The organism is Kitasatospora sp. NPDC022785 (assembly GCF_055561295.1).
Map to the genome: position 1 here is coordinate 93,568 of NZ_JBVHHB010000029.1, position 24,132 is coordinate 117,699.

The following is a 24,132-nucleotide window of genomic DNA, read 5'->3' on the forward strand; positions in this document are numbered from 1 at the left end:
AACGATGACACCCTCCCGGAGGAGCACCCCACCATGCCTGTTCCCCCCGCGCCCGTTTCCCGTGCCCGCCGACTGCTCGCCGTACTCGCCGCCACCGCCCTCGCAGCCCTCACCGCTCTGCCGTCGACTCCGGCCGCGGCCGCCGCCGGCGACCAGGCTGCGGGCGCCTACCAGGAGCCCTACCGCCCGCAGTTCCACTTCTCGCCTGCCCGGAACTGGATGAACGATCCCAACGGCCCGATCTACCACCACGGCGCCTACCACCTGTTCTTCCAGTACAACCCGGCCGGCACCACCTGGGGCAACATGTCCTGGGGCCATGCCACCAGCCCCGACCTGGTGCACTGGACCGAGCAGCCGCTCGCCATCCCGCAGGACGACACCGCGATGATCTTCTCCGGCGCGGTGGTGGACGACCGCGCCAACTCCAGCGGCCTGGGCACCGCCGCCGACCCGCCGCTGGTCGCGGTCTACACCAGCGCCGCCCGGACCCCGGACGGCCGCCAGACGCAGTCGCTCGCCTACTCCCTCGACCACGGCACCACCTGGACGAAGTACCGGGGCAACCCCGTCCTGGACATCGGCTCCTCCGACTTCCGCGACCCCAAGGTGTTCTGGAACGACCGGACCGGCAGCTGGCTGATGGCCGTCGCGCTCTCGGACCGGCACCGGATCCGCTTCTACGCCTCCCACGACCTCAAGTCCTGGACCGAGCTCAGCGAGTTCGGCCCGGCCGGGGCCACCGGCGGTGTCTGGGAGTGCCCGGACCTCTTCCCCCTCGCCGTGGACGGCGACCCCGCGCGGACCAAGTGGGTGCTGACCGTCTCCACCAACGGCGGCCCCCAGAACTCCACGGCCGTCCAATACTTCATCGGCGACTTCGACGGCACCCGCTTCACCGCCGACGACCCGGCCGGCACCTACACCCCGCCCACCGGCACCCTGCTGAGCGGTTTCGACGGCGGCGGCTACGGCGGCTGGACGTCCACCGGGACGGCCTTCGGCTCCGCCCCCGCCACCGGCACCCTGCCCGGGCAGCAGCCCGTCTCCGGATTCACCGGACCGGGCCTGGTCAACACGTTCCTCGGCGGCGACGCCGCCACCGGCGACCTCCTCTCGCCGCCCTTCACCGTCACCCGCCGCTACCTCGACTTCCAGGTGGGCGGCGGCAACCACCCGTACGTCCCGGGCGCCGGGAACAGCTCGGCGCCGCCCGGCACCACCCTCGCCGACTTCGAGGGCCGCGCCCTCCCGCCCGGCTGGACCGCCACCGCCGACCTCACCGGGATCGCCCCCACCGAGGAGCACCTGGACGGCGGCCTCGGCGCCGGCGTGCTCGACACCTTCACCCCCGCCGCCGGGGACGCGGCCACCGGCACGGTGAGCTCACCCGAGTTCACCATCGACCACCGCTACCTCGACCTCCTGATCGGCGGCGGCAACCACCCGGCCGGCGCCGACGGCGAGACCACCGTCAACCTCGTGGTGGACGGCCGGGTGGTCCGCACCGCCACCGGCCGTGACAGCGGTGAGCTGAACTGGACCGGCTGGGACGTCGGCGAGTTCGCCGGCCGCCGGGCCACCGTCCGGATCGTCGACAACGCCACCGGCGGCTGGGGGCACCTGATGGTCGACGACCTCCAGCTGTCCGACCAGCAGGCCCGGCCCACGGACCGGCAGACCGCCGTCAACCTGCTGCTGGACGGCCAGGTGGTCCGAAGCGCCACCGGCGGCAACAGCGAGGCCCTGGACTGGACCGCCTGGGACCTCGGCGATCTGATCGGCCGACAGGTACAGCTGCAGATCGCCGACCACGCCACCGGGGGCTGGGGGCACGTGCTCGCCGACCAGTTCACGCTCGCCGACGCCCCGGCCCTCACCATGGTCCAACGCGCCCGCTGGCTCGACCACGGCGCCGACTTCTACGCCGCCACCAGCGTCAACGACGAGCCGCACGGCCGCCGGGTGGTGATCGGCTGGATGAACGACTGGGCCTACGCCGACAAGATCCCCACCTCGCCCTGGCGCGGTGCCGACAGCTTCCCGCGCGAACTCGCCCTCACCACGCGGGGCGGCCGCACCGTGCTCGTCCAGCGCCCGGTACGCGAACTGGACGAACTGCGCGATGGACGCCCCTGGCACGGCTCCGACCTGCCGGTGCGCGACACCACGCTCCCGCTCCCGGCGAGCGGCGCCACCCTGGAGGTCGACGCCCGGCTACGGGCCGGCACCGCCCGCGAGTTCGGCCTCGCGGTGCACACCGGCGGCGGGCACCGTACCCGGATCGGCTACGACACCGCGACCGGCGAGCTGTACGTCGACCGTACGGCGTCCGGCAACACCGACTTCCACGAGTCCTTCGCGGCCGTGCACCGGGCGAAGCTGCCGTTGGACGCGAAGGGCGGGCTCGACCTGCGCGTCCTGGTCGACACCTCCTCGGTCGAGGTCTACGCGGGCGACGGCACGCTCGTCCTCACCGACCAGGTGTTCCCCGACCCGGCCGACACCGGCGTCGCCCTCTACGCCGCCGGGGGCGTGGCGCGGGCGGAGACGGTCGCGGTCCATCACCTGAGGTCGGCTGTCGTCGGTCCGGTCCCGAGGGGTGCCGGTCGGACGTGAACGGGCAGCGGTCCGGGAGCTGTTGCCGGTCGGGTGGTCCGCCGAGGGGCCCGACCCCCGGCGGACCGGGTGCCGGCCGTCAGTCGTCGGCAGTCGGTATCGACGACGGTGGTCGCGGTGCCGCGCGGCAGGAGGGTGTGCGACCATGTCGCCCCTCTGACGGACAGGAGGGGTTGTGGCGGGTCACCTACCGATGGGGCGGTGGCTCGGCTCGGACGACACTCCGCACCTGGTGCGAGGTCTCGGCTTCCTCGGGATCGGGGCGGTGCTGCTGGCGACGCTGTGGCCGTCGTTCGTGCGGGACATGGGCTGGAGCGGCCGGTCCGGCACGCTCACCGTGAGCTCCTGCACGCTCGGCGCCGGCGCCCACCCGGTCGACACCTGCGGGAGTGCGTACGCCGCACGATCTTCGGGACCCGCACGGACGCCGACCCGGCGCTGTTCGCCTACATCGACGGCTTCTGCAACCCCCGCCGCATCCAAAAGCGCCTCGGCTGGCCAGGGGCCGTCGAACCGCCTGAACCCATCTATGGTCCGAGCGTCCTGGCAGGAGCGTGGGCCGGCGGCAGCGGGTGGTGAGCCGTCGGGGGTCAGGGGACGATGACCAGCTTCCCGCGGGTGTGGCCGGTGCGGCTGGCGTCGAAGGCCTCGCCCGTCCGGTCCAGTGGGAAGGTCCGGGCGACTTCGACGGTCAGGGCGCCCCGGTCGACCAGCGCCGCCAGTTCGGCCAGCTTGGCGCCGTCCGGGCGGACCCAGATCCAGTGACCGCCGTGCTGTTCCACGGTCGGGTCGGCGACGGAGACGTGCCGCCCGCCGTCGGCGAGTACGGCCAGCGTCGTCTCCAGCTGGCCGCCGACGAAGTCCGCCACCGCCGACACCCCGTCGGGCGCCAGCGCGCGCACCCGCTCGGCCAGGCCGTCCCGGTAGTCCACCGGCTCGGCGCCCAGCCCGCGGACGAACGCGTGGTTGCGCTCCGAGGCGGTGCCGATCACCCGGGCCCCGCGGTCGCGGCCGAGCTGAACCGCCAGGCTGCCGACGCCGCCCGCGGCGCCGTGCACCAGCAGCACGTCGGCGGGGCCGACGGCGAGCCGGTCCAGGCTGCGCAGCGCCGTGAGGCCGGCCAGCGGGAGTCCGGCCGCCTGGGCCCAGTCGAGCGCGACGGGCTTGCGCGCCACCGCGGGCGCGGCGACCGCGACGTACTCGGCGAAGGTGCCGGCCTGCACCGCGTCCTTGCGGGCGTAGGCCATCACCTCGTCGCCGGGCGCGAACTCGGGCGTGTCGGGGCCGGTCCTGGCGACCACGCCCGCCACGTCCCAGCCGGGGACGACGGGGAAGACCGTGTCCATCATGCCGTCCAGACCGCCCGCCATGACCTTCCAGTCGACCGGATTGACGGAGGCCGCCCGTACCTCGATCAGCACCTGCCCGGGGCCGACCTTCGGGTCGGGCACCTCGCCGTACTTCAGCCGGGAGTTGTCCTGGGCGTAGGAGTCGTAAGTCACGGCGCGCATGAACTGACCTCCAGGAGAGCGGTGTTGCGACCTCATGCGCCGCATGGCGGGGACGCGGGTGCCACCGGCAATGCTATGCCGGGGGTGGGCGCCCGGCATCCCCGCACCGCCATCCGAGCACTGCGGAGAACACCTGATAACGCTCACAGAACTCTTTGCCGAAGCCTGGGGCTGAGGGATAAAACTGCAGGTTAGAGGCGATGTGACTGATCGTCGGCCGTGTTGACGCTCACATAATTCACTCATGCGCTCCGGGTACCGGATCCCCGTGGCCGTACTCCGATCGGAGCGCTGATGTCCAAGCCCCGCCCCCGCCACCCCTTCCTCCGCTCCGCGCTCGTGGGCGCGCTCGGTGTGGCCACGGCGCTGGGCGGCCTGATCGGTGCGCCGGTCGCGCAAGCCGCTGCCGATGCGCCGGTCGCGCAAGCCGCTGCCGATGCGCCGGTCGTGCAAGTCACTGCCGGGGGAGGGTCGTTCACCGCGCTGACGTACAACGTGGCCGGTCTGCCGCAGGTGCTGTCCAGCGCCTCGACCGACCGGCAGAGCAGCACCACCGCCATCGGCAGCCGGCTCGCGCCGTACGACGTGGTGAACGTCCAGGAGGACGGCTCGCCGCTGCTGGCCGACGTGCCGCGCGCCAACGTGCGCTGCTGCGTGCGGGTCACCACCCGGCGCACCGCGGCGCAGGCCCGGGGGCCTTCATCTACGACCGTCAGCACCAGGGTTACGCCGTCATCGCCGGCACCGGGCCGCGCGGCGTTGGCCGCGCGGTCACCGGCCCGGCATCGCCGCCCTCCGTGGCCGGCTTGCTGCCGGAGGACGTGATCGTGACGGGCCGTGAATCACACTGCCTGTCTTACTGTCTGACAGGTTCACGGGTCGATCATGCGACGCCCGACGGCGCCGCGTCAAGGTCCGGTTCGTGCCCCGTCGCGCCGGCGAGGAGCAGCGGCGTTCCGGGATCGCCTGTCGTCGGCTCCGCTCGTGCGCGGAACCCCAGGGGGCGGCAAGTCCACAAGTGATCGGATTTGATCGTACGGCTCTCGCAGGGCAGGCTCGGTGCCGCACAGTGGCGGAACCGCCACGGTCCGGCACGGAGGGAGCCGCATGTCCGGGACCGAGCACAGCAAACCGGCAGCACACGTCGTCGTCGGGTACAGCCCGCAGGACGGGTTCGTCGCCGTCCAACTCAACCCGCCCCCAGTGGAATACGTGTGGCACGACCGGCAGGCCGAGCACCGCGAGGAGCGGTTCGGGCCGGGTAACGGTTACCAGCAGTGGCTCGCCGTCGACGCGGCCACCGGCGCGGTGTGGTTCGGGGACACCGACTGGCGGACCCGGAGCGAGGACGCCCCCTCCTGGCTCCCGGGTCACCGCCGGGCCACGGTCGGCGAGGGCGCTCTGCCGTCCCCGGCGGTGTTCGCGATCCTGCTCACCCACCGCGCCGTCGACGACCGGGACTCCGAGACCTGGCGGTTCTTCACGGCCGAGGAGCTCTACGCACTGGTCCGACGGGTACTGCCCCTGGTCCAGGGGTTGATCGGCTCGCTGCATCGGGTGGGTCCGGACGGGGATCTGGAATGGTCCGCCGAAGCCGCCACGGCATGGGTCGATCTCGAACAGGCCTGCCGGTACACGCTCGACGCCGGGGGAGCGGTGGCCTGGGCCGAACCGCGCATGAGCCCGGTTCCCGCCTGGCGGGTCGAAGTGGCGGACTTCCTGGCCCGGAATCCGGAGCTGTGCGACCCGGCGTGGGCGACCGCCACCGACGCCGAACTGGACGGGTATGCCGCGTACGAGCCCGATTCCGGTTACGGCGGCGTTCCGGGACGGATGTGCGCTCCGGCGGGCGTCCGGATCGGGGAGGGCTACACCTTCTACGGTCACCGTGCGGCCCTGTACGCCTACCGCGCGGCCGCCTGCGGCGACCGCGCCCCGGTCGAAGCCGGGCTCTGGCTGCGGACCAGTGATGCCGGACGGAGCAGCTGGGAGGGCGCGAAGGTGGTGGGAGCGAGTCTCGCCGACGCCCCCGACTGCGTGTTGGACCACCTCGCCGAGACGTTCCGCAGTGCTGCGGCCGACGACGGCGTCGTCCTCACCGGCCTGACGGCCTACCTGCGGCAGCAGCGGGCCGAGGAAAGGGCGGCGGTCGACGACGCGCTGGCGGCCAGCGGGGAGGAACTGAAGCGCTTGGAGGAGTTGCTGAAGGAGGTCCGCCTGGTCCGGAACACCGTCCTGACCCGGGTCCTCAGCTGGACCGACGGGCGGGACGACGAGGTGATCGCCGGTCTCGCGGCGATGTCCCCCGTCGCCGTGGCCGAGTGGCGCGAGCGGCTCACCGCCGATCGGAGTGTCCGAGCGGAGGGGTGAGAGGCTGCCCGGAGAGCCGGCCCGCGGGCGGGCCGGCGACGCTGCGAACCGTCAGGCGTCGCCCCCGGTCATGAGAGGGCGGCCAGCGCCTGCGCGGCGAGCATCCGCTCCAGGGCCAGGAGGGCGCGCGGGGCGTGCCGGGTGTCGATGCGGACGGTGTAGATGAAGCGTGTCAGCTCCGGGTCGGCGAGGGGACGCGCCACGACCTGGGTGCTACCCGGGGGGAGGGCCAGCCGGGGCATGACGGCGACGCACAGGCCGGCGGCCACGAAGCCGAGCACGGTGTTGAAGTCGTCGCCGTCGTATTCCAGGCGGGCCTGGAAGCCCGGTGTCTTGGCCATCTGAGCGAGCAGTTCCAGGCGAAGGGCGGCCTCCGGGGCGGCGATCCACGTCTCGGACGCGAGGTCGGCGAGGTCGATGACGTCCCGGTGGGCGAGGTGGTGGTCGGCCGGGACGACCGCCACGACCGGGTCCCGGGCGACCAGCGTTCGGCGCAGCGTCCGGGGCGGTGGCATCGGGATGAAGTCGTAGTCGTAACTGAGGGCCAGGTCCATGTCTCCCCGCTTGAGCCGGCTGTAGCCGGCTTCGGGCTCCACCTGGGAGAGGCTGACCTGCACATCGGGGTAGGTCGCGTGAAGCTCGGCCAGCGCCTGCGGGACGATGCCGGCGGCGGCGGAGGCGAAGGCGCCGAGCCTGATCCGTCCGGCCGTACCCGCACGCATGGCGTCGAGTTCCACGGACGCCGCCGCCAGTGCGCTTCGGACGCGCTGTTCGGCGTCGAGGAGGACCATGCCGCCCGGGGTGGCGCGCACCGGGCGGCGCTCGATCAGGATGAGGCCGGCGCGGCGTTCGAGTTCGGCGATCTGTTGCGAGACGGCGGGCGCGCTGTAGCCCAGCTCGCGTGCGGCGGCGTTGAAGGAGCGGTGGCGGACCACCGCTTCGAGGGTGGCGAGCAACCGGGGGTCGAGTCTCTGCACGGAGTTAACGCTCACTTATCTGTCGCGAAGATGTCTTTTCTTGTGCTTAAGCATGAACGGCAGCAGGATTCTTGCTCGGGGCCCGGATGCGCAAGTCTCCGCCCCCGGGGTCCGCGACCCACCATTTCCCTCGTCGGACGCGTTCGTGCGCCCGCGGGGGCCGTGCACCCCCTCTTCCGCAGCCCTCCTGACCCCGCGTCCGCGGGGGCGGGTGGGCCGCGGAGGAGACGGCCGTCGACGAGCGACTCCCGCCCCTGAAAGGAAGTGGTATGCCCAAGCCACTCATCGGACTGACCACCTACCTCGCCGACGCCCAGTGGGGGGAGTGGGAGCTGCCCGCCGCGCTGCTGCCCGCGGCGTACATCAGCTGTCTCCGGGCGGCGGGCGGCCGCGTGGTCCTGCTGCCGCCGGACGCGCCGGAAGCCGCTGCCGATGTCGTCGCGCGCCTGGACGCCATCGTCCTGACCAGCGGCGAGGACGTGGATCCCGCGCTGTACGGGGCGACGCCGCACCCGTGCACGGGGCCGCCGGTGCACGAGCGCGACCGGTGGGAGTGGGCCGTGCTGGCCGAGGCTCTCACGCGTGACATGCCGGTGCTGGGAGTGTGTCGCGGAATGCAATTGATGAACGTGCACGCAGGCGGAACCCTGATCCAGCACCTCCCCGAAACCGTGGGTCACCACGGGCACAACCTGCACGGCGGCCACTTCTCCCCCCATGCCGTCACCACGGTGCCGGGGACGCGGATCGGCGCGCTCCTTCCGGGGACCCGCCAGGTCGCCACGCACCATCATCAGGCGGTGGAGTCCCTCGGGGCCGGCTTGATCGTGGGCGCCCGCACGGCGGACGGCACCATCGAGGCGATCGAGAGCACCCGGCACCGCTTCGTGGTCGGCGTGCAGTGGCACCCCGAGATGGCCTTCGACTCGACGGTGGTGCACGCTCTGGTGGCGGCCGCCGGGTCGACTCCGAACCCCGCTGCGGGTCGGGTCGGCGAGCAGAAGGAGCGGGTCCGGCGGAGTTCGCCGGATGTGCGTACGGCGACCCGGGTGTCTTGACACCGCTGCGCTCCAGCCCCCAGGATCAGCCTGTGAACCTGTCAGACAGCCAGACAGGTGGTGGGATCCCGCGGCGCGTCAGCGCGATGGAAGCGGTGTTCGGCCACCTGCGCAGCGCCATCGAGCGCGGTGAGTACGCCGTGGGGGACAAGCTCCCCTCGGAAGCAGAGCTGTGCCGGACCCTGGAGGTCAGCCGGCCCGTGCTGCGGGAGGCACTCCGTGCCCTGCAAGCCATGGGCCTGACGGTCTCGAAGACCGGCAAGGGCACCTTCGTCGTGGCGAACACGGTCGAGGACCCCACCTTCGGCGACTACGCGGCCAGCGACCTCCTGGAGGTGCGCCGGCACGTCGAGATCCCGGTCGCCGGCTACGCGGCGCTGCGCCGGACCCCGGAGGACCTGGACCACCTGTCCCACCTGCTCGACCGGATGGAGCGGGAGACCGACACCACCGCGTGGGTCGCCCTGGACACCGTGTTCCACCTGGCGGTGGCCGAGGCCTCCGGCAACCCGGTGTTCCGCCGGGTGATCGAGGAGATCCGTGACGCACTGGCGCGTCAGTCGACCCTCCTCAACGAACTCGGCGGTCGGCGCGAGCAGTCCAACTGCGAGCACCGGGCGATCGTCGAGGCCCTGATCGACGGTTCCGAGCCCGACGCCGTCGAGGCGATGTCCCACCACCTCCACCGCGTGGAGGCCACTCTCACCGACATCGTGCGCCCCCAGCGCGCGGACACCTCAAGAGAAGGTAGAGCCGAGGCGTGAGCGAGCAGTTCCTCAAAGACGAGAAGCGCCCCACGACCCGTCACGTCGACGCCGGTGACACCGGCTACAGCAAGTCCCTGAAAGCCCGGCACGTCAACATGATCGCCATCGGCGGTGCCATCGGCACCGGGCTGTTCCTCGGCGCGGGCGGCCGGCTCGCCGATGCCGGGCCCTCCCTGTTCGTCGCGTACGCCGTCTGCGGCGTCTTCGCGTTCCTCGTCGTGCGAGCGCTCGGCGAGCTCGTCCTGTACCGCCCGTCCTCCGGTGCCTTCGTGTCCTACGCCCGGGAGTTCCTGGGAGAGAAGGGCGCGTACACCGCCGGCTGGATGTACTTCCTCAACTGGGCGACCACCGGCATCGCCGACATCACCGCGGTGGCCACGTACACCCACTACTGGCACCTGTTCTCCGACGTCCCGCAGTGGGTGATCGCGCTCATAGCCCTGGCCGTGGTCGTCACCGTGAACCTCATCTCGGTGCGGATCTTCGGCGAACTGGAGTTCTGGTTCGCCATCGTCAAGGTCAGCGCCCTGGTGGTCTTCATGGGCATCGGAATCTTCCTGCTCGTCACCCAGCACCCGGTCGACGGCGTCGTACCCGGTCCGTCCCTGATCACCGACAACGGCGGAATGTTCCCCAACGGCCTGCTGCCGATGCTGCTGATCATCCAGGGCGTCGTCTTCGCCTACGCCTCCGTCGAACTGGTCGGCGTGACGGCCGGGGAGACCGAGAACCCCGAGAAGATCATGCCGAAGGCGATCAACTCGATCATGTGGCGGGTGGGCCTGTTCTACGTCGGCTCGGTCGTCCTGCTGTCGATGCTGATGCCGTGGAACGAGTACACCTCCGGCCAGAGTCCCTTCGTGACGGTGCTCTCCCACATCGGTGTCCCGGCGGCGGGCAGTGTGATGAACCTGGTCGTCCTCACCGCGGCCATGTCCTCGCTCAACTCGGGCCTCTACTCCACCGGCCGCATCCTGCGCTCCATGGCCGTCAACGGATCGGCCCCCCGCTTCACCGCCAGGATGAGCCGCACCCAGGTGCCCTACGGCGGCATCCTGCTCACCAGCGGCATGTGCGTCCTCGGTGTCGGCCTCAACTTCGTCGTCCCCGCCGACGCGTTCGAGATCGTGCTTAACCTCGCCGCCATCGGCATCATCGCCACCTGGGGCATGATCATGGTCTGCCACCTCCTGTTCTGGCGGAAGACCACGGCGGGCGAACTGACCCGCCCCGCCTACCGGCTGCCCGGCTCGCCCTGGACCGAACTCCTGACGCTGGCCTTCCTCGCCGTCGTCCTGGTCCTCATGTACGCCGACGGCGGCGCCGGACGAACCACGGTGCTGTGCGTACCGCTCATCGCCGCCGCACTCGTCGCCGGCTGGTACGCGATCCGCGGGCGCATCGCGCGCGCCGCCGCCGGAACCGACGACTGAACCCGGGCGGCCCGGGGACCCGCAGAGCCACCGCGCGTCCGCCCGGGCCGGCCCACTGCCACCAGGCACACAGGTCAGCAGCCCCAAGCCACTTCGATCGAGGCAGTCATGCTCACCCTCCCCCTCGCGGACGCGCCCGCGATCCGCGAGCCCCGCCACGTGCCCGTCGCCCACGTCACCCGTGGCGGTGTGGTCGAGGGCACCCACTACGGTTCCGTCGTCGTCCTCGACGGCGACGGCAAGGTCCGGTTCCGCCTCGGTGACGCGGAGGCCGCGTGCTTCCCGCGATCGGCGCTCAAGCCCCTCCAGGCCGTCGCCATGGTCCGGGCGGGACTGCCGCTCGACGGCGAACTGCTCGCCCTCGCGATGGGCAGCCATTCCGGCGAGGAACGCCACCTCGCCGGCGCCCGGCGGATCCTGGCGCTCGTCGGCCTCACCGAGGACGACCTGCGCAACGTCCCCGACCTGCCGTACGACCCGGCCGTCCGCGACACCTGGATCCGGGAGGACCGCCCGCCCTCCCGGCTCGCCCAGAACTGCTCGGGCAAGCACGCCGCGATGCTCCACCTCTGCAAGCTCAACGGGTGGCCGCTGCAGGACTACGACGCGCCTGAGCACCCGCTCCAACGGATGATCGCGGAAGTCGTGGAGGACCTCACGGGCCAGCGCATCGCGCGCGCCACGGTGGACGGCTGCGGCACCCCCCTGTTCGCCGTCTCCCTGCACGGCCTGGCCCGTGCCGCCGCGCGCATCGCCACCGGCGCGCCCGGGACCCCTGAATTCCGGGTGGCGGACGCGTTGCGCAGCCACCCGGAGATGGCCTCCGGCGCAGGGCGGGACGTGGCCGAGCTGATGCGCGCGGTACCCGGGCTGCTCGCCAAGGACGGATTCGAGGGCGTCCAGGTCGCCGCGCTGCCGGACGGCCGCGCCGTCGCCCTGAAGATCGCGGACGGGGCGAACCGGGCGCGCATCCCGGTGGCGGCGGCCGCCCTGGCACTGGCAGGAGTCGACAAGCGGCTGCTGACCGGGTTCGCGGGGGAGCCGGTGGTCGGCGGTGGCCGGCCGGTCGGTGGCGTGCGGCCGGTGGCCGCCCTGGACCCGGAGGCCCTGCTCGCCCACGCGTGACCCGACCCACCACTCCGAGAAGAGGAACCGCACACCCATGACCGTCGCCACCCGCAGCGAACACGACCTGCTCGGGGACCGTGACGTCCCTGCCGACGTCTACTGGGGCGTCCACACACTGCGCGCCACCGAGAACTTCCCCATCACCGGCACCCCCATCTCCGCCTACCCGCACCTGATCGACGCACTGGCCGCCGTGAAGGAGGCCGCCGCCCTCGCCAACGAGGAACTCGGCCTGCTGGAACCCGCGAAGGCCGCCGCGATCGTCGCCGCCTGCCGCGAGATCCGGGGCGGGAAGCTGCACGACCAGTTCGTCGTGGACGTCATCCAGGGCGGCGCCGGCACCTCGACCAACATGAACGCCAACGAGGTCGTCGCGAACCGGGCGCTGGAACTGCTGGGGCACGCCAAGGGCGAGTACTCCCACCTGCACCCCAACGAGGACGTCAACCTCGGCCAGTCCACCAACGACGTCTACCCGACCGCGGTCCGGGTCGCGACGGTGTCCGCTGTGCGCGGCCTGCTCGACGCGATGGCCGTCCTCCAGGACGCCTTCGCCCGCAAGGCCGTCGAGTTCCGCGACGTCCTGAAGATGGGCCGCACCCAGCTGCAGGACGCTGTGCCGATGACGCTCGGCCAGGAGTTCTCCGCCTTCGCCGTCATGCTCGACGAGGACCGCAGCCGGCTCGCGGAAGCCGCCGAGCTGATCCACGAGATCAACCTCGGCGCGACCGCGATCGGCACCGGCCTCAACGCCCCCGCCGGGTACGCCGAATACGCCCGGCGCCATCTCGCCGACATCACCGGACTGCCCCTGGTGACCGCGGCCAACCTGGTCGAAGCCACCCAGGACTGCGGCGCGTTCGTCCAGATGTCCGGCGTCCTCAAGCGCATAGCCGTCAAACTGTCCAAGACCTGCAACGACCTTCGGTTGCTGTCCTCCGGGCCGCGTGCGGGCCTCGGCGAGATCAACCTGCCGCCGGTGCAGGCCGGTTCGAGCATCATGCCCGGCAAGGTCAACCCGGTGATCCCCGAAGTCGTCAACCAGGTCGCCTTCGAGGTGATCGGCAACGACATCGCGATCACCATGGCCGCCGAGGCGGGTCAGCTCCAGCTCAACGCCTTCGAACCGATCATCCTGCACTCGCTGTCGAAGTCCATCACCCACCTGCGGGCCGCATGCCACACCCTCGCCGAGCGTTGCGTCGTCGGCATCACCGCCAACACCGAGGTGCTGCGCGCGACCGTCGAGAACTCCATCGGCCTGGTGACCGCCCTGAACCCGCACATCGGGTACACGGCAGCCACCGACATCGCCAAGGAGGCCCTTGCCAGCGGCCGGGGTGTCGCCGAACTCGTGCTGGAGAGGGGCCTGCTCCCGGCGGAGCGGCTCGCGGCCCTGCTGCGGCCCGAGGTCATCGCCGGCAGCGGCGTGGCCGTGGCCTGAGGACGGGGCCCCGGGCGGCTCCCGGGGCGGTGATCCTGACGGGTGGTCACTGTTCCAGAGCCGCCGCCATGCGGTCGAGGTCGGCGAGCAGCACGGCGATGCGCTCGGGCGGGATCGACCCCACCATGTGCCGCTCGATGGCGTAGACGGCGTCCTGGACGGCGACCAGGCGCGCCCGGCCCTCCTCGGTGAGGTGGGCGGGGCGGGCCCGGCCGTGGTCGGCGGTGGCCGGGCGGGTGATCAGCCCCGCTTCCTGCAGGCCCTGCAGCACGACGTTGCCGGACTGGCGGGTGACGAAGGTCGCGCGCGCGAGGTCGGCGTTGGACATGCCGGGGTTCAGGGCCAGGAGTTCGAGGGTGGCGTACTGCGGAACGGTCAGTTCGTGCTCTCGCAGAGCCCGGTCCATGGCGCCGCGCAGGGCGGCCTGGGCGCGCTTGAGCGCGTACCCCACGTGTCGGGTGACGTCTTTCGCATCGTGCGGCGGCTCCGCCGGCGGCTTCTCCATCATGTCAGCATTTTGACACGCTCGGGGTGAGGTTCTAGTCTCCCCTATGTCAAAGTCCTGACATTCGAGACCGAGGAGAACCCCATGCCCGTCACCATCGACGGCCCCGACTTCGTCGCCCTGCAGGTCCGCGACGTGGCGGCCGCGACCGCCTTCTGCGAAGAGCACCTGGGGCTGCGCCGGGCCGCGGTCTCACCGCCCGGCGCGGTCGTGTTCGACACCAAGCCGACCCCGTTCGCGGTCCGCGAGGTCCTCCCGGGCGTCGACCTCGCCGACACCGCGCGGCCCGGCCTTGGTGTGGCGCTCTGGTTCCGGACGCAGGACGCCCACCAGCTCCGTGACCAGCTCACCGCCGCCGGGGTCACGATCCTGACCCCCACGGTGGACACCCCGTTCGGGCCGACCTTCTCCTTCGAAGGCCCCGAGGGCTACACCCTCACCGTGCACGGGGGCTGACCGATCGCACGCCGGTCGCCGGCCGATCGCGGACAGGCCCTGGGTGCGCCGAGCTCGCCGCCGCCCGCCCGATCGCGGCCGCCGGCGACCGGGCCCGGCGTACCGAAGGAGTTGATCAGCCTCCGGCGATCCGCGAGCGGACCTTGCCGCGGGCGTCGGCGGCGTCGTCGGCTTGCAGGGCCAGCTCGGCGAGTTCGCGGCACTGCGCGAGGGTGTGGGAGGCCAGCGCCGCCCGTACCTCGGGGAGCGAGGCGGGTGCGGCCGACAGGCTGGTGATCCCGAGGCCGACCAGCACCAGGGCGAGTGCTGGGTCGGCGGCGGCTTCGCCGCACACACCGATCGGACGGCCGTGCTCGGCCGACCCGAGCGGGCGGTGTCCGCGACCAGCGCGAGCAGGGCCGGCTGCCACGGGTCGAGCAGTTCGGCGAGGGAGCCGAGCGTGCGGTCGGCCGCGAAGGTGTACTGGGCCAGGTCGTTGGTGCTGGTGCTGCGCCGAAGCGTCGGGCCGGCCGCCCGGTGGTGAAGCGCCGGCGGTTCGCGGTGCCCTGAGTCGCCCGGTTTTCGCAGTGGTCTACCAGGTGATCTCCCTTGACACCGCGAATGTTAGCGCTAACAATTCCTGTGAGCGCTAACAAGAAGCGCTCCTCCGAACTCCGCCGGCCGGGCGCTGCCATCGCGCTTCGGGCGCCCGGCCGGTGGCCCCTCGTTCCGCCCTTCATGAGGGAGAGGTAGCGGAACGGAGCCTGTCGCCGGTGCGCTCCCCCTGCCCCGGGCCACGGACCGCGCCGGCGACAGGCGACCCAGGTTGCTCACGGCTCCAACGCCGTTCCCCTGTACGAAGGATGAGCACGTGACCGTCAGTTCCGTTGCCTCCGACGCTGTCTCCGATCCGGACCGGTACGTGGTCGGGATCGACTTCGGCACCCTCTCCGGCCGCGCCGTGGTGGTCCGCGTGCGCGACGGGGAGGAGGTCGGCACCGCCGTCCACGAGTACCCGCATGCTGTCATCGAGCGCGAACTGCCCGGCACGGGAGGGCTGTTGCCGCCCGATTGGGCGCTGCAGCACCCCGCGGACTGGCGCGAGGTGCTGCGCACCGCCGTCCCGGCCGCGCTCGCCGCCGCCGGCGTCGATCCGGCGGACGTCATCGGGATCGCCACCGACTTCACGGCCTGCACCGTCCTGCCGGTGCTCGTCGACGGTACGCCGCTGGCCGAGACGGCCGCGTGGGCGTCCCGCCCGCACGCCTGGCCCAAGCTCTGGAAGCACCACGCCGCCCAGGCCCAGGCGGACCGCATCAACGCCCTGGCCCACGCCCGGGGTGAGAAGTGGATCTCCCGCTACGGCGGGCGGATCTCCGCGGAGTGGCAGTACGCCAAGGCGTTGCAGGTCCTGGAGGAGGACCCGGCCGTCTACGGCGCGACCGAGCGCTGGATCGAGGCCGCCGACTGGATCGTCTGGCAGCTCACCGGTGCCGAGAGCCGCAACACCTGCACCGCCGGGTACAAGGGCATCCACCAGGACGGGAGTTACCCGAGCGAGGACTACCTCGCCGCGCTCCACCCCGGGTTCGCCGACTTCGCCCGCACCCGCCTGGAGCACCCGCTCTCCCCGCTGGGATCCCGGGTCGGCTCGCTCACCGCGCAGGCCGCCGAGTGGACCGGCCTGCCGGAGGGGATCGCGGTCGCCGCCGGACGGGCTGCCAGCTCCAGTTGTGCACCACGTGGACGCGTCGCCCGTCGGGGGCCGTACCGGTGGTCGCGGTGACGGAGGCGGGCAGATCGCGCCAGCCGCTCGCGGGGGCGGGCGCCAGCCACGCGGCCAGCGCCCTGGCCAGGTCGCGTCCGGGCACCGCGCCGACGCAGGTCACCCGGCCCGCGCCGTGGGCACGGGTGGTGACGGCGGACCAGCGACCGAAGTGGGGGTGGTCGTACCCGGCCAGCACCGTCGCGTCGGTGACCGTCAGGCCCTCGACCCACCGGTTCACGGTCGCGCCGGCCGGGAGCCCCAGCGAACTGCCGGGGACGGCGCGCAGCGGCAGGTCCGAGGACAGGTTGCTGAACTCGTCGTACCACGCGCCCGCGGCGGCGGCCAGCCGCGGCGGAGCGGCCTCGTGGCGCGCCCGGGCCTCCTGGTCGGCGTAGCCGGTGCGGGGGCCGAGCACGAGGTGGCCGCCGGCCTCCGCGTAGGCCACCAGCCAGTCCAGCAGCGCGTCCTCGGCGAGGTAGAGCGCCGGGACGACCAGCACGGGGTGGCGCCGCGCGGCCTCGTCGGGTGCCGGACCCCGGCGCCCGCCCCGGGCGTCGTGCAGCTGCCGGGCGTGCAGGATCCGCACCTGGCGGCCGGCCTCGAAGGCGCCGCGGTAGAACGGGTCGAAGAAGCGCTGGTAGGAGGCCGGGTCCGGGCGGCCGTCCGGGGTCGCCAGCGGCGGGTACTTCTGCATCAGCCACTTGCTGGGCATCGAGTGGACCACCGCGAGGTCGGCATCGGGCTCGATCCCGGCGACCAGCGCGCCCGCGGTCTCGAACTCGGCTCCGAGCCGGGCGAGTTCGGCGTAGACCCGGCCGGGCCTGCCGCTGTGCGGGAGGACACCGCCCCAGTAGGTCTCGGTGCCGAAGTGCAGGGTGTGCCAGTGCCAGTACTCGATCATCCGCGCACCGCGCGAGACGAGGGCCCAGGCGGCCTGCCGCCACTGGCCGTCGAAGGCGGGCCGGTTGTCCTCGGTGCCGCTGATCGCCTGGGCGTTGGTCTCGGTGACCAGGAAGGGCTCCTGGCGGGAGGAGAAGATCCGGTCGGCGCTCTGGTACAGGGCCCAGACGCCGGTGGTCTTCCACTGCTGCTCGTGGTCCTCGGGCGTGGGGTCGGGCAGCGTGAGGGCGTCCTGCATGTCGTAGTAGGGGTTGCCCGCGGTGACGTCGAGGGCGTCGGTGATCTCGTCGTCCTCCATTGCGGGGTGCTGGTAGGCGAGGCAGGTGGTGACGAACTGGTCGGGCCGGGCGTACTCGCGGGCGATGGCGGCCTGCCAGGCGACGAACTCGGTGGTCTGGCGGGCCTGGAACGCCCGCCAGGCGACGTCGTACTGCGGTTGCCGGTTGTCGTCGGGCCGCCAGAGGTCGGCCCAGGTGGAGAGCCGGTGCGACCAGTAGACCAGGCCCCACTCGCGGTTGAGGGTCTCCACGTCGCCGTAGGTGTGCCGCAGGTGGTCGACGAAGCGCTGGAAGACGCCGTGGTTGTGGGGCAGGCGCAGTCCGGGCTCGTTGTCGACTTGGAAGCCGATGACGGCCGGGTGCGAGGCGTAGCGGCCGAGGATGGCCCGGGTGACGCGTTCGGCGTGGTGGCGGAAGGCGGGGTGGGAGAAGTCGGCCTCCTGGCGGGCGCCCCAGCCCGTCCGCCGGCCGGTCTCCGGCTCGGTGGCGATCTCCGGGTACTGCCGGGCCAGCCACGGCGGCACGGCGTAGGTGGGGGTGCCGAGGACGACGGCGATGCCGCGTTCCTGGGCGCCGTCGAGGACGGGGGTGAGCCAGTCGAGGTCGAAGCGGCCGTTCTCGGGCTCCCAGGTGGACCAGACCGACTCACCGACCCGGATGACGGTGAACTTCGCCCCGGCCATCAGGTCGAGGTCTTCCTTCAGCCGCTCGTACGGCTGGTACTCGGGGTAGTAGGCGGCGCCGAACAGCACGCGCGGGGGCAGCGGGAACACGGGTGCACCTCGGAACGTGGCGGGCCCCGGCTGCCGGGGCGGGGAGGAACTGCGGTGTCAGGAGGTGGTTCCGGTCACCGTGCCACAGGACCGGGCGACCGTGTGAGCGGCGGTGGAGCGACCGGCATGTGTCGGGGCCGGGTCGCGCCGGTGGCACGACCCGGCCCGGTCGGCCGTCCGCTCAGCGGGCGCCGAGGAGGTGTTCGAGGGCCAGCTGGTCCAGCTGCTCGAAGGCCATGCCGCGGCGCGCGGCGGCGTCGACGTCGAACTCCTCGAAGGCGGAGCGGTCCGCCAGCAGCCCGGCCAGGCCGTCCCCGGCCGTGGGTAGGGCCAGTTCGGGCAGCCGGGAGGCGGCGAGCGCGGCGCTGACCTCCGGGTCGGCCCGGAAGGCGCGGGAACGCTCGGCCAGCAGCAGGTAGTTGCGCATGCAGCCGGCCGCCGATGCCCAGACGCCGTCGAAGTCCTCGGTGCGCGGCGGCTTGAAGTCGAAGTGCTTGGGGCCGTCGTAGCCGGCCGTTTCCAGCAGGTCGACCAGCCAGAAGGCCTGCCGCAGGTCGCCCGCGCCGAAGCGGAGGTCCTGGTCGTACTTGATGCCGGACTGGCCGTTGAGGTCGATGTGGAACAGCTTGTCGTGCCACAGCGCCTGGGCGATGCCGTGCGGGAAGTTGAGCCCGGCCATCTGCTCGTGACCGACCTCCGGGTTGAGGCCGACGCGCTCGGGGCGCTCCAGCTCGTTGATGAACGCCAGGGCGTGGCCGACGGTGGGGAGCAGGATGTCGCCGCGCGGCTCGTTGGGCTTGGGCTCGATCGCGAAGCGCAGGTCGTAGCCCTGCTGCTCGACGTACTCGCCGAGCAGGTCGAAGGCCTCCTTGAGCCGGTCGAGCGCGGTGCGCACGTCCTTGGCCGCGCCGGACTCGGCGCCCTCGCGGCCGCCCCAGGCGACGTAGACGGAGGCGCCGAGTTCGGCGGCCAGGTCGATGTTGCGGATGGTCTTGCGCAGTGCGTAGCGCCGTACGTCGCGGTCGTTGGCGGTGAAGGCGCCGTCCTTGAAGAGGGGGTGGGTGAAGAGGTTGGTGGTCGCCATCGGGACCTTCAGCCCGGCGGCGTCCAGGGCGGCGCGGAAGCGCTTGACGGTCTCCTCGCGGGTGGCGTCGTCCGCACCGAAGGGGATCAGGTCGTCGTCGTGGAAGGTGACGCCGTGGGCGCCGAGTCCGGCCAGCCGCTGGACGGTCTCGACGGGGTCGAGGGCGGGGCGGGTGGCGTCGCCGAAGGGGTCGCGCCCCTGCCAGCCGACGGTCCACAGGCCGAAGGTGAACTTGTGCGCGGGGGTGGGGGTGAGGCTGTCGCTGGACATGGAACGGCTCCGGGTCACGTGCGGAGGGGTGTTTGTCAGGGCTCTCAACAAATTAGTATGCCCGAACCTGAGAAGGAACCCCCCATCGGAGGAACGCATGGCTGAGCAGCGTGTCGTGATCGGCGTCGACAGCTCGACGCAGTCCACCAAGGCCCTCGCCGTCGACATCGACACCGGCGCGGTGCTGGGCGAGGGCCGCGCCCCGCACCAGGTGAGCGAGGGCGCCGGCCGGGAGAGCGATCCCGAGCAGTGGTGGCGGGCGTTCGAGGAGGCCACGGCCGGGACGGGCTGGGCCGAGCGCGCCGCCGCCGTCTCGGTCGCCGGCCAGCAGCACGGCCTGGTCACCCTCGACGCGGCCGGAGCGCCGGTGCGCCCCGCCCTGCTGTGGAACGACGTCCGCTCCGCCCCCCAGGCCGCGGCGCTGCGCACGGCGATCGGGCCGGCGGAGCTCGTCCGGCGCTCCGGAAGCCTGCCGACCGCCGCCTTCACCGCCCCCAAGTGGGCCTGGCTGCGCGCCCATGAGCCCGCCGCCGCCGACCGCGTCGCCGCCGTCCGCCTCCCGCACGACTTCCTCACCGAGCGGCTGACCGGCGAGGCGGTGACCGACCGCGGTGACGCGTCCGGAACGGGCTGGTGGGGGCCGGACGGCTACGACAAGGACCTCCTCGGCCGCATCGGACTCGACCCGGCCCTGCTGCCGCAGGTCCTGCCGCCGGGCACGCGGGCCGGCCTGGTCCGCCCGGGGACGGTGCTGCGCGCGGGCGCCCCGGTGGCCACCGGCACCGGCGACAACATGGCCGCCGCCCTCGGGCTCGGCCTGCTCCCCGGACAGCCCGTGCTCAGCCTCGGCACCTCCGGGACGGTCTACGCCGTCGGCCGCACCAGGCCCGCCGACCCGAGCGGCACCGTCGCGGGCTTCGCCGACGCCCTCGGCGGCTGGCTGCCGCTCGCCTGCACCCTCAACTGCACCCTCGCCGTCGACCGCTTCGCCGCCCTGCTCCGCCGGGGCCGCGACGAGGTCGAGGCCGGCGGCACCGCGGTCGTCCTGCCCTACCTGGACGGCGAGCGCACACCGGACCTCCCCGGTGCCTCCGGTCTGGTCCACGGGCTGCGCCACGACACCACCCCCGGGCAGCTGCTCCAGGCCGCCTACGACGGCGCCGCCCACGCCCTGCTCACCGCCCTCGCCGACGTGCTGCGCGCTGGCGGCGAGGATCCGGCGGGCGACGAGCCGCTGCTGCTGATCGGCGGCGGTGCCCGCGGGCAGGCCTGGCAGCGGACCGTCCTGCGGCTCTCCGGCCGGGCCGTCCGGGTGCCCGACGCGCAGGAGCTGGTCGCGCTCGGCGCCGCCGCCCAGGCCGCCGCCCTGCTCACCGGCGAGCCCGCCGACGCGGTGGCCCGCCGCTGGCGCACCGCCGAGGGCCCGCTGCTGGAGCCCGTGGCACGGGACGACGTCGCACTCGAACGGATCGGCGATACCCTGCGTCGGGCCGGGGTCTTGCAAGGAGCCCCGGCCGAGGACCGGTAGGAGGGGCGGCGCGTGACAGTGGTCGGCAGAGCGGGGAACAGCCAGGGGAGCGGGCCCGCGTCGCAACAGGACATGCGGCGGCGGAACCTCTCGGTGGTCCTCGGCGCGGTCGCCGGCAACGGACCGCTCGCCCGCCCGCTGTCGCGCGCCGACGTCGCCGGACGCGTCGGCCTGACCAGGGCGGCCGTCTCCTCACTGGTCGACGAGCTGATCGGCCGGGGCGCGCTCACTGAGGCGGAGACCGCACCCGACGGACGGGTCGGCCGCCCCGGACGCGCGCTGTCGGTGAGCGACGAGGGCCCGGCCGGCCTCGGTCTCGAGGTCGGCGTCTCGCACCTCGGCGCGTGCGTCGCGGACCTGCGCGGCGAGCCGCGGATCTGGCGCCGGGTGGAACGGCCCAACGCGGGCCGGCCGCCCGGGCAGGTGCTGGCGGAGGTCGCCGAGCTGGCCGCCGAGGCGGAGACCGAGGCCCGCGCCCTCGGGCTGCGCGTCGAGGGCCGGGTCCTGGCGGTGCCCGGGGTGGTGCCGAACCGGCCCGGCGGACTGGTCGAGCGCGCGCCCAACCTGGGCTGGAGCGGTGTCCGGCTCGCCGACCACTGGCCCGAACCGGGCACCGTGCCCGAACCGGAGAACGAGGCCAACCTCGGGGCCCTGGCCGAGTACTGGAACGCCGAGCGGGCCGCGGCGACCTTCGTGCACGTCTCCGCGGACGCCGGGATCGGTGCCGCCCTGGTCATCGACGGGCGGCTGTTCCGCGGCGCCCACGGCTTCGCCGGCGAACTGGGCCACGTCCCCGTCCACCCGGACGGCCTGCCGTGCGCCTGCGGCGCGCGCGGCTGCCTGGAGCAGTACGCGGGACAGGCGGCCGTGCTGCGCGAGGCCGGCCTCGCGCAGCACATCCCGGCCGCGCCCGGTGCCGCGGAGGCCGGCGACCCGGTCGCCCTGCTGGCGGAACGGGCCGCCGCCGGGCACGCGGCGACCCTGGTGGCGCTGGACCGCGCGGGCCGCGCCCTGGGCCTCGCCCTCACCTCCGCCGTCGACCTCATCGACCCGGACGGCCTCGTCCTCGGCGGCACCTACGCCGAACTGGCCGAGTGGCTGCTGCCGTCCGTCCAGGCCGAGCTGGCCGACCGGGTCACCGTCCGCCCCTGGGCACCGGAGACGCTGCGTCCGTCCGCCCTGGGCCGGCGCGGACCCGTGCTGGGCGCGGCGCAGACCACCGTCCGCCGGATCATGGCGGACCCCACCCTGCTGCCCGTCCTCTGACGGACCGGGAGCGCCCCGGGGCCGAGGGGCGCCCGACCTGCGGCGCCTGCGGGTCCGCCTGTCGGCGGGCGGGCGGTACCGGCTCTCCTACCCGGACGCGGGCGTCGGGCACTGAGCGGGAGTACCGCTACCGCGCGTCGGGCGGGGGCGGGATGGTCGCCGTGCCGGGCGCCGGTTCCGGCCAGACCAGGAGCACCGGACACGGCGCGTGGTCGACCACGAAACGCGTCGCCGGGCCGAGGCTGTGCGGCCCGAGGCGGCTGCGGTCGCCGTCCCGGGCGAGGACGAGCAGCCCGGCGCCCTCGACGGCCGCGACGACCTCGCGCTCGACGCGGCCGCTGCGCTCGGTGCGGGTGCTCGGCCGGCCGAGGCGCTCGGCCGCGGCGTCCAGGAGGTGCTGGGCGGAGGCCGCCGCCAGGGTCTCCACCCGGGTGCCCGGGTCCCGCTCGCGGTGGCCGCGGCCGAGCAGCCCGGCGAACGCCCCGTGCGCGACACCCGGCACCTCCTGGCCGCTGACGTGCAGCAGGACGATCTCCGCGCCCTGCGGCGCGTGCGCGCGGGCGGCGTCCACACAGGCGGGCCAGGTGCCCTCGGTGATCCAGACGACGACGGTCACGGGCTCATCCTCCTCATGGTCCGGGTGATCCTGGTACCCGGCAGACCTGCTCGGAAGTCCTGCTCGGAAGTCCTGCTCGGGAGTCCTGCTCAGAAGAGCTGCAGCGACCCCCACAGTGCCACCACGGCCGCGACCAGGGCGGCGGGCACGACGAGCAGACCGAGCCGGGTGAACTCGCCCAGGCCGATGTCGGTGTCGTGCTCGCGCACGATGCGCCGCCACAGCAGGGTGGCCAGGGAGCCGGCGTAGGTGAGGTTCGGGCCGATGTTCACCCCGAGCAGCACCGCGAGAACCGCCCCTGCACCGGACGGGACGGCCAACGGCAGCAGCACCAGGGTGGCCGGCAGGTTGTTGATGACGTTCGCCAGCACCGCCGCGAGCGCCGCCGTGCCGAGCAGCGCGGGCAGCGAGGTGCCGTGCGGGACGAGGTGCCCGAGCGCGGACGCCAGCCCGTTGTCGACGACGGCCCGGACCACGATGCCGAGCGCCAGCACGAAGGCCAGGAACGGCACCGCGGCCGAGCGGACGATCGCCGCCGGGGTGGTGCTGCGCCGGACCAGCGCCCGGACGGCGAGCGCGAGCGCTCCGGCCAGGGCCGCCCAGGCCGGATCGACCCCCACGACCGAGGTGAGGACGAACCCCGCGAGCGTGCAGCCCACGGTGACGAGGGCGAACAGCGGCATCTCCGGTGCCGTGATCGCCTCCGCGGCCGGAGCGCCCGCGTCCAGGTCGGCGGCGAAGAACCGGCGCAGCACCACGTACTCCACGGCGATGGCCGCCAGCCACGGCAGCGCCATCAGCGCGGCGAACCGGGTGAAGCTCAGCCCGCTCGCGGCGAAGGCCAGCAGGTTGGTGAGGTTGGAGACCGGGAGCAGCAGCGAGGCCGTGTTCGACAGGTGGGTGCAGGCGTAGACGTGCGGCTTGGGCCGGGCACCCAGCCGGGCCGCGGTCACGAACACCACCGGAGTCAGCAGCACCACGGTCGCGTCCAGGCTGAGCACCGCCGTGACCACCGAGGCGACCACGAACACCTGCACGAGCAGCCGCCGCGGGCTCCCGGCGGACGTCCGGGCCATCCACGCCCCGCAGGCCCGGAACAGGCCCTCGTCGTCACACAACTGCGCCAGCACCAGGACCGCCGCGAGGAAGCCGATCACCGGACCCAGCCGCTCGGCCTCGGCCGCCGCGTGGGCCGGCGAGATCGCTCCGGTGGCGATCACCAGCCCGGCGGCGGGAACCGCGACCACCGCCTCCGGCCAGCCCCACGGCCGCACCACCGCACAGACCAGCACCAGTGCCAGCAACCCGATGGACAGCGCTTCCGCGAACGACGTACTCAGGGGTCTGCTCCTTGCAGGCGACGGTGACGGCACACGCGATCCGACCGGAAACGCCAGCTCAC

19 protein-coding genes and 2 pseudogenes are annotated in these 24,132 nt (G+C 73.3%); 12 read left to right on the forward strand and 9 right to left on the reverse strand.

Annotated features, from left to right (window positions below; translation table 11 throughout):
• Positions 1-33 precede the first annotated feature (33 nt).
• Positions 34-2,619 (forward strand): GH32 C-terminal domain-containing protein, encoded by a 2,586-nt coding sequence (locus tag ACZ3YO_RS33400; RefSeq protein WP_465576976.1) that lies wholly within the window; start codon positions 34-36, stop codon positions 2,617-2,619.
• Positions 2,620-3,209: 590 nt separating this feature from the next.
• On the opposite strand, the gene ACZ3YO_RS33405 is transcribed toward ACZ3YO_RS33400, so the two are convergent.
• Complete coding sequence (locus ACZ3YO_RS33405) at positions 3,210-4,130, reverse strand: NADP-dependent oxidoreductase (RefSeq protein WP_465576978.1); 921 nt, start codon at positions 4,128-4,130, stop codon at positions 3,210-3,212.
• A 294-nt stretch (positions 4,131-4,424) separates the two neighbouring features.
• Between ACZ3YO_RS33405 and ACZ3YO_RS33410 the strand changes: the two genes are divergently transcribed.
• Both ACZ3YO_RS33410 and ACZ3YO_RS33415 read left to right on the forward strand, forming a co-directional pair.
• On the forward strand, positions 4,425-4,955 hold the full coding sequence (locus ACZ3YO_RS33410) for a hypothetical protein (protein ID WP_465576981.1): 531 nt from the start codon (positions 4,425-4,427) through the stop codon (positions 4,953-4,955).
• A 282-nt stretch (positions 4,956-5,237) separates the two neighbouring features.
• Complete coding sequence (locus ACZ3YO_RS33415) at positions 5,238-6,500, forward strand: hypothetical protein (RefSeq protein WP_465576983.1); 1,263 nt, start codon at positions 5,238-5,240, stop codon at positions 6,498-6,500.
• A gap of 68 nt (positions 6,501-6,568) precedes the next feature.
• On the opposite strand, the gene ACZ3YO_RS33420 is transcribed toward ACZ3YO_RS33415, so the two are convergent.
• Positions 6,569-7,477, reverse strand: a complete 909-nt coding sequence (locus ACZ3YO_RS33420) for a LysR substrate-binding domain-containing protein (RefSeq protein ID WP_465576986.1) — start codon at positions 7,475-7,477, stop codon at positions 6,569-6,571.
• A 269-nt stretch (positions 7,478-7,746) separates the two neighbouring features.
• On the opposite strand from ACZ3YO_RS33420, the gene ACZ3YO_RS33425 reads away from it, so the two are divergent.
• From ACZ3YO_RS33425 to aspA, 5 genes are all read left to right on the forward strand, one after another.
• Positions 7,747-8,535, forward strand: coding sequence for a gamma-glutamyl-gamma-aminobutyrate hydrolase family protein (locus ACZ3YO_RS33425; protein ID WP_465576989.1), 789 nt, complete (start codon positions 7,747-7,749; stop codon positions 8,533-8,535).
• A gap of 86 nt (positions 8,536-8,621) precedes the next feature.
• On the forward strand, positions 8,622-9,299 hold the full coding sequence (locus tag ACZ3YO_RS33430) for a FadR/GntR family transcriptional regulator (RefSeq protein ID WP_465577036.1): 678 nt from the start codon (positions 8,622-8,624) through the stop codon (positions 9,297-9,299).
• Complete coding sequence (locus tag ACZ3YO_RS33435) at positions 9,296-10,735, forward strand: amino acid permease (RefSeq protein WP_465576992.1); 1,440 nt, start codon at positions 9,296-9,298, stop codon at positions 10,733-10,735. Before ACZ3YO_RS33430 ends, ACZ3YO_RS33435 begins: the two co-directional genes overlap by 4 nt.
• A 108-nt stretch (positions 10,736-10,843) precedes the next feature.
• The gene (locus ACZ3YO_RS33440) at positions 10,844-11,860 is read left to right on the forward strand and encodes an asparaginase (RefSeq protein ID WP_465576995.1); all 1,017 of its coding nucleotides are present in this window, start codon (positions 10,844-10,846) and stop codon (positions 11,858-11,860) included.
• A 37-nt stretch (positions 11,861-11,897) separates the two neighbouring features.
• A complete protein-coding gene (gene aspA, locus ACZ3YO_RS33445) occupies positions 11,898-13,307 on the forward strand; it encodes an aspartate ammonia-lyase (protein ID WP_465576997.1) in 1,410 nt (469 codons plus the stop codon).
• A 46-nt stretch (positions 13,308-13,353) separates the two neighbouring features.
• Here aspA and ACZ3YO_RS33450 read toward each other — a convergent pair whose 3' ends face one another.
• A complete protein-coding gene (locus tag ACZ3YO_RS33450; RefSeq protein WP_465576999.1) occupies positions 13,354-13,815 on the reverse strand; it encodes a MarR family winged helix-turn-helix transcriptional regulator in 462 nt (153 codons plus the stop codon).
• A gap of 81 nt (positions 13,816-13,896) precedes the next feature.
• Here ACZ3YO_RS33450 and ACZ3YO_RS33455 point away from each other — a divergent pair, with 81 nt between their 5' ends.
• The gene (locus tag ACZ3YO_RS33455; RefSeq protein WP_465577002.1) at positions 13,897-14,268 is read left to right on the forward strand and encodes a VOC family protein; all 372 of its coding nucleotides are present in this window, start codon (positions 13,897-13,899) and stop codon (positions 14,266-14,268) included.
• Between the two features lie 115 nt (positions 14,269-14,383).
• On the opposite strand, the gene ACZ3YO_RS33460 is transcribed toward ACZ3YO_RS33455, so the two are convergent.
• Positions 14,384-14,602 carry a putative PEP-binding protein gene (locus ACZ3YO_RS33460; RefSeq protein WP_465577004.1) on the reverse strand — a complete coding sequence of 73 codons (219 nt, stop codon included), beginning with the start codon at positions 14,600-14,602 and terminating at the stop codon, positions 14,384-14,386.
• 53 nt (positions 14,603-14,655) lie between these two features.
• Positions 14,656-14,835, reverse strand: a pseudogene (locus ACZ3YO_RS33465) (putative PEP-binding protein); the annotation flags it as partial.
• 283 nt (positions 14,836-15,118) lie between these two features.
• On the opposite strand from ACZ3YO_RS33465, the pseudogene ACZ3YO_RS33470 reads away from it, so the two are divergent.
• Positions 15,119-16,012, forward strand: a pseudogene (locus tag ACZ3YO_RS33470) (ribulokinase); the annotation flags it as partial.
• Here the strand turns inward: ACZ3YO_RS33470 and ACZ3YO_RS33475 are convergent.
• Positions 15,903-17,966, reverse strand: a complete 2,064-nt coding sequence (locus ACZ3YO_RS33475) for a beta-galactosidase (protein ID WP_465577007.1) — start codon at positions 17,964-17,966, stop codon at positions 15,903-15,905. The pseudogene ACZ3YO_RS33470 and the gene ACZ3YO_RS33475 sit on opposite strands and share 110 nt — an antisense overlap.
• Before the next feature lie 181 nt (positions 17,967-18,147).
• Positions 18,148-19,320, reverse strand: coding sequence for a xylose isomerase (xylA, locus tag ACZ3YO_RS33480; protein WP_465577010.1), 1,173 nt, complete (start codon positions 19,318-19,320; stop codon positions 18,148-18,150).
• A gap of 97 nt (positions 19,321-19,417) precedes the next feature.
• On the opposite strand from xylA, the gene xylB reads away from it, so the two are divergent.
• Entirely contained in the window at positions 19,418-20,848 is a 1,431-nt protein-coding gene (gene xylB / locus ACZ3YO_RS33485) for a xylulokinase (protein ID WP_465577013.1), read from the forward strand.
• 72 nt (positions 20,849-20,920) lie between these two features.
• Complete coding sequence (locus ACZ3YO_RS33490) at positions 20,921-22,114, forward strand: ROK family transcriptional regulator (protein WP_465577016.1); 1,194 nt, start codon at positions 20,921-20,923, stop codon at positions 22,112-22,114.
• A 127-nt stretch (positions 22,115-22,241) separates the two neighbouring features.
• Here the strand turns inward: ACZ3YO_RS33490 and ACZ3YO_RS33495 are convergent, their stop codons facing one another.
• Both ACZ3YO_RS33495 and ACZ3YO_RS33500 read right to left on the reverse strand, forming a co-directional pair.
• Positions 22,242-22,730 (reverse strand): universal stress protein, encoded by a 489-nt coding sequence (locus ACZ3YO_RS33495; protein WP_465577019.1) that lies wholly within the window; start codon positions 22,728-22,730, stop codon positions 22,242-22,244.
• An 89-nt stretch (positions 22,731-22,819) separates the two neighbouring features.
• Positions 22,820-24,070 carry an SLC13 family permease gene (locus tag ACZ3YO_RS33500; protein WP_465577039.1) on the reverse strand — a complete coding sequence of 417 codons (1,251 nt, stop codon included), beginning with the start codon at positions 24,068-24,070 and terminating at the stop codon, positions 22,820-22,822.
• Positions 24,071-24,132 lie beyond the last annotated feature (62 nt).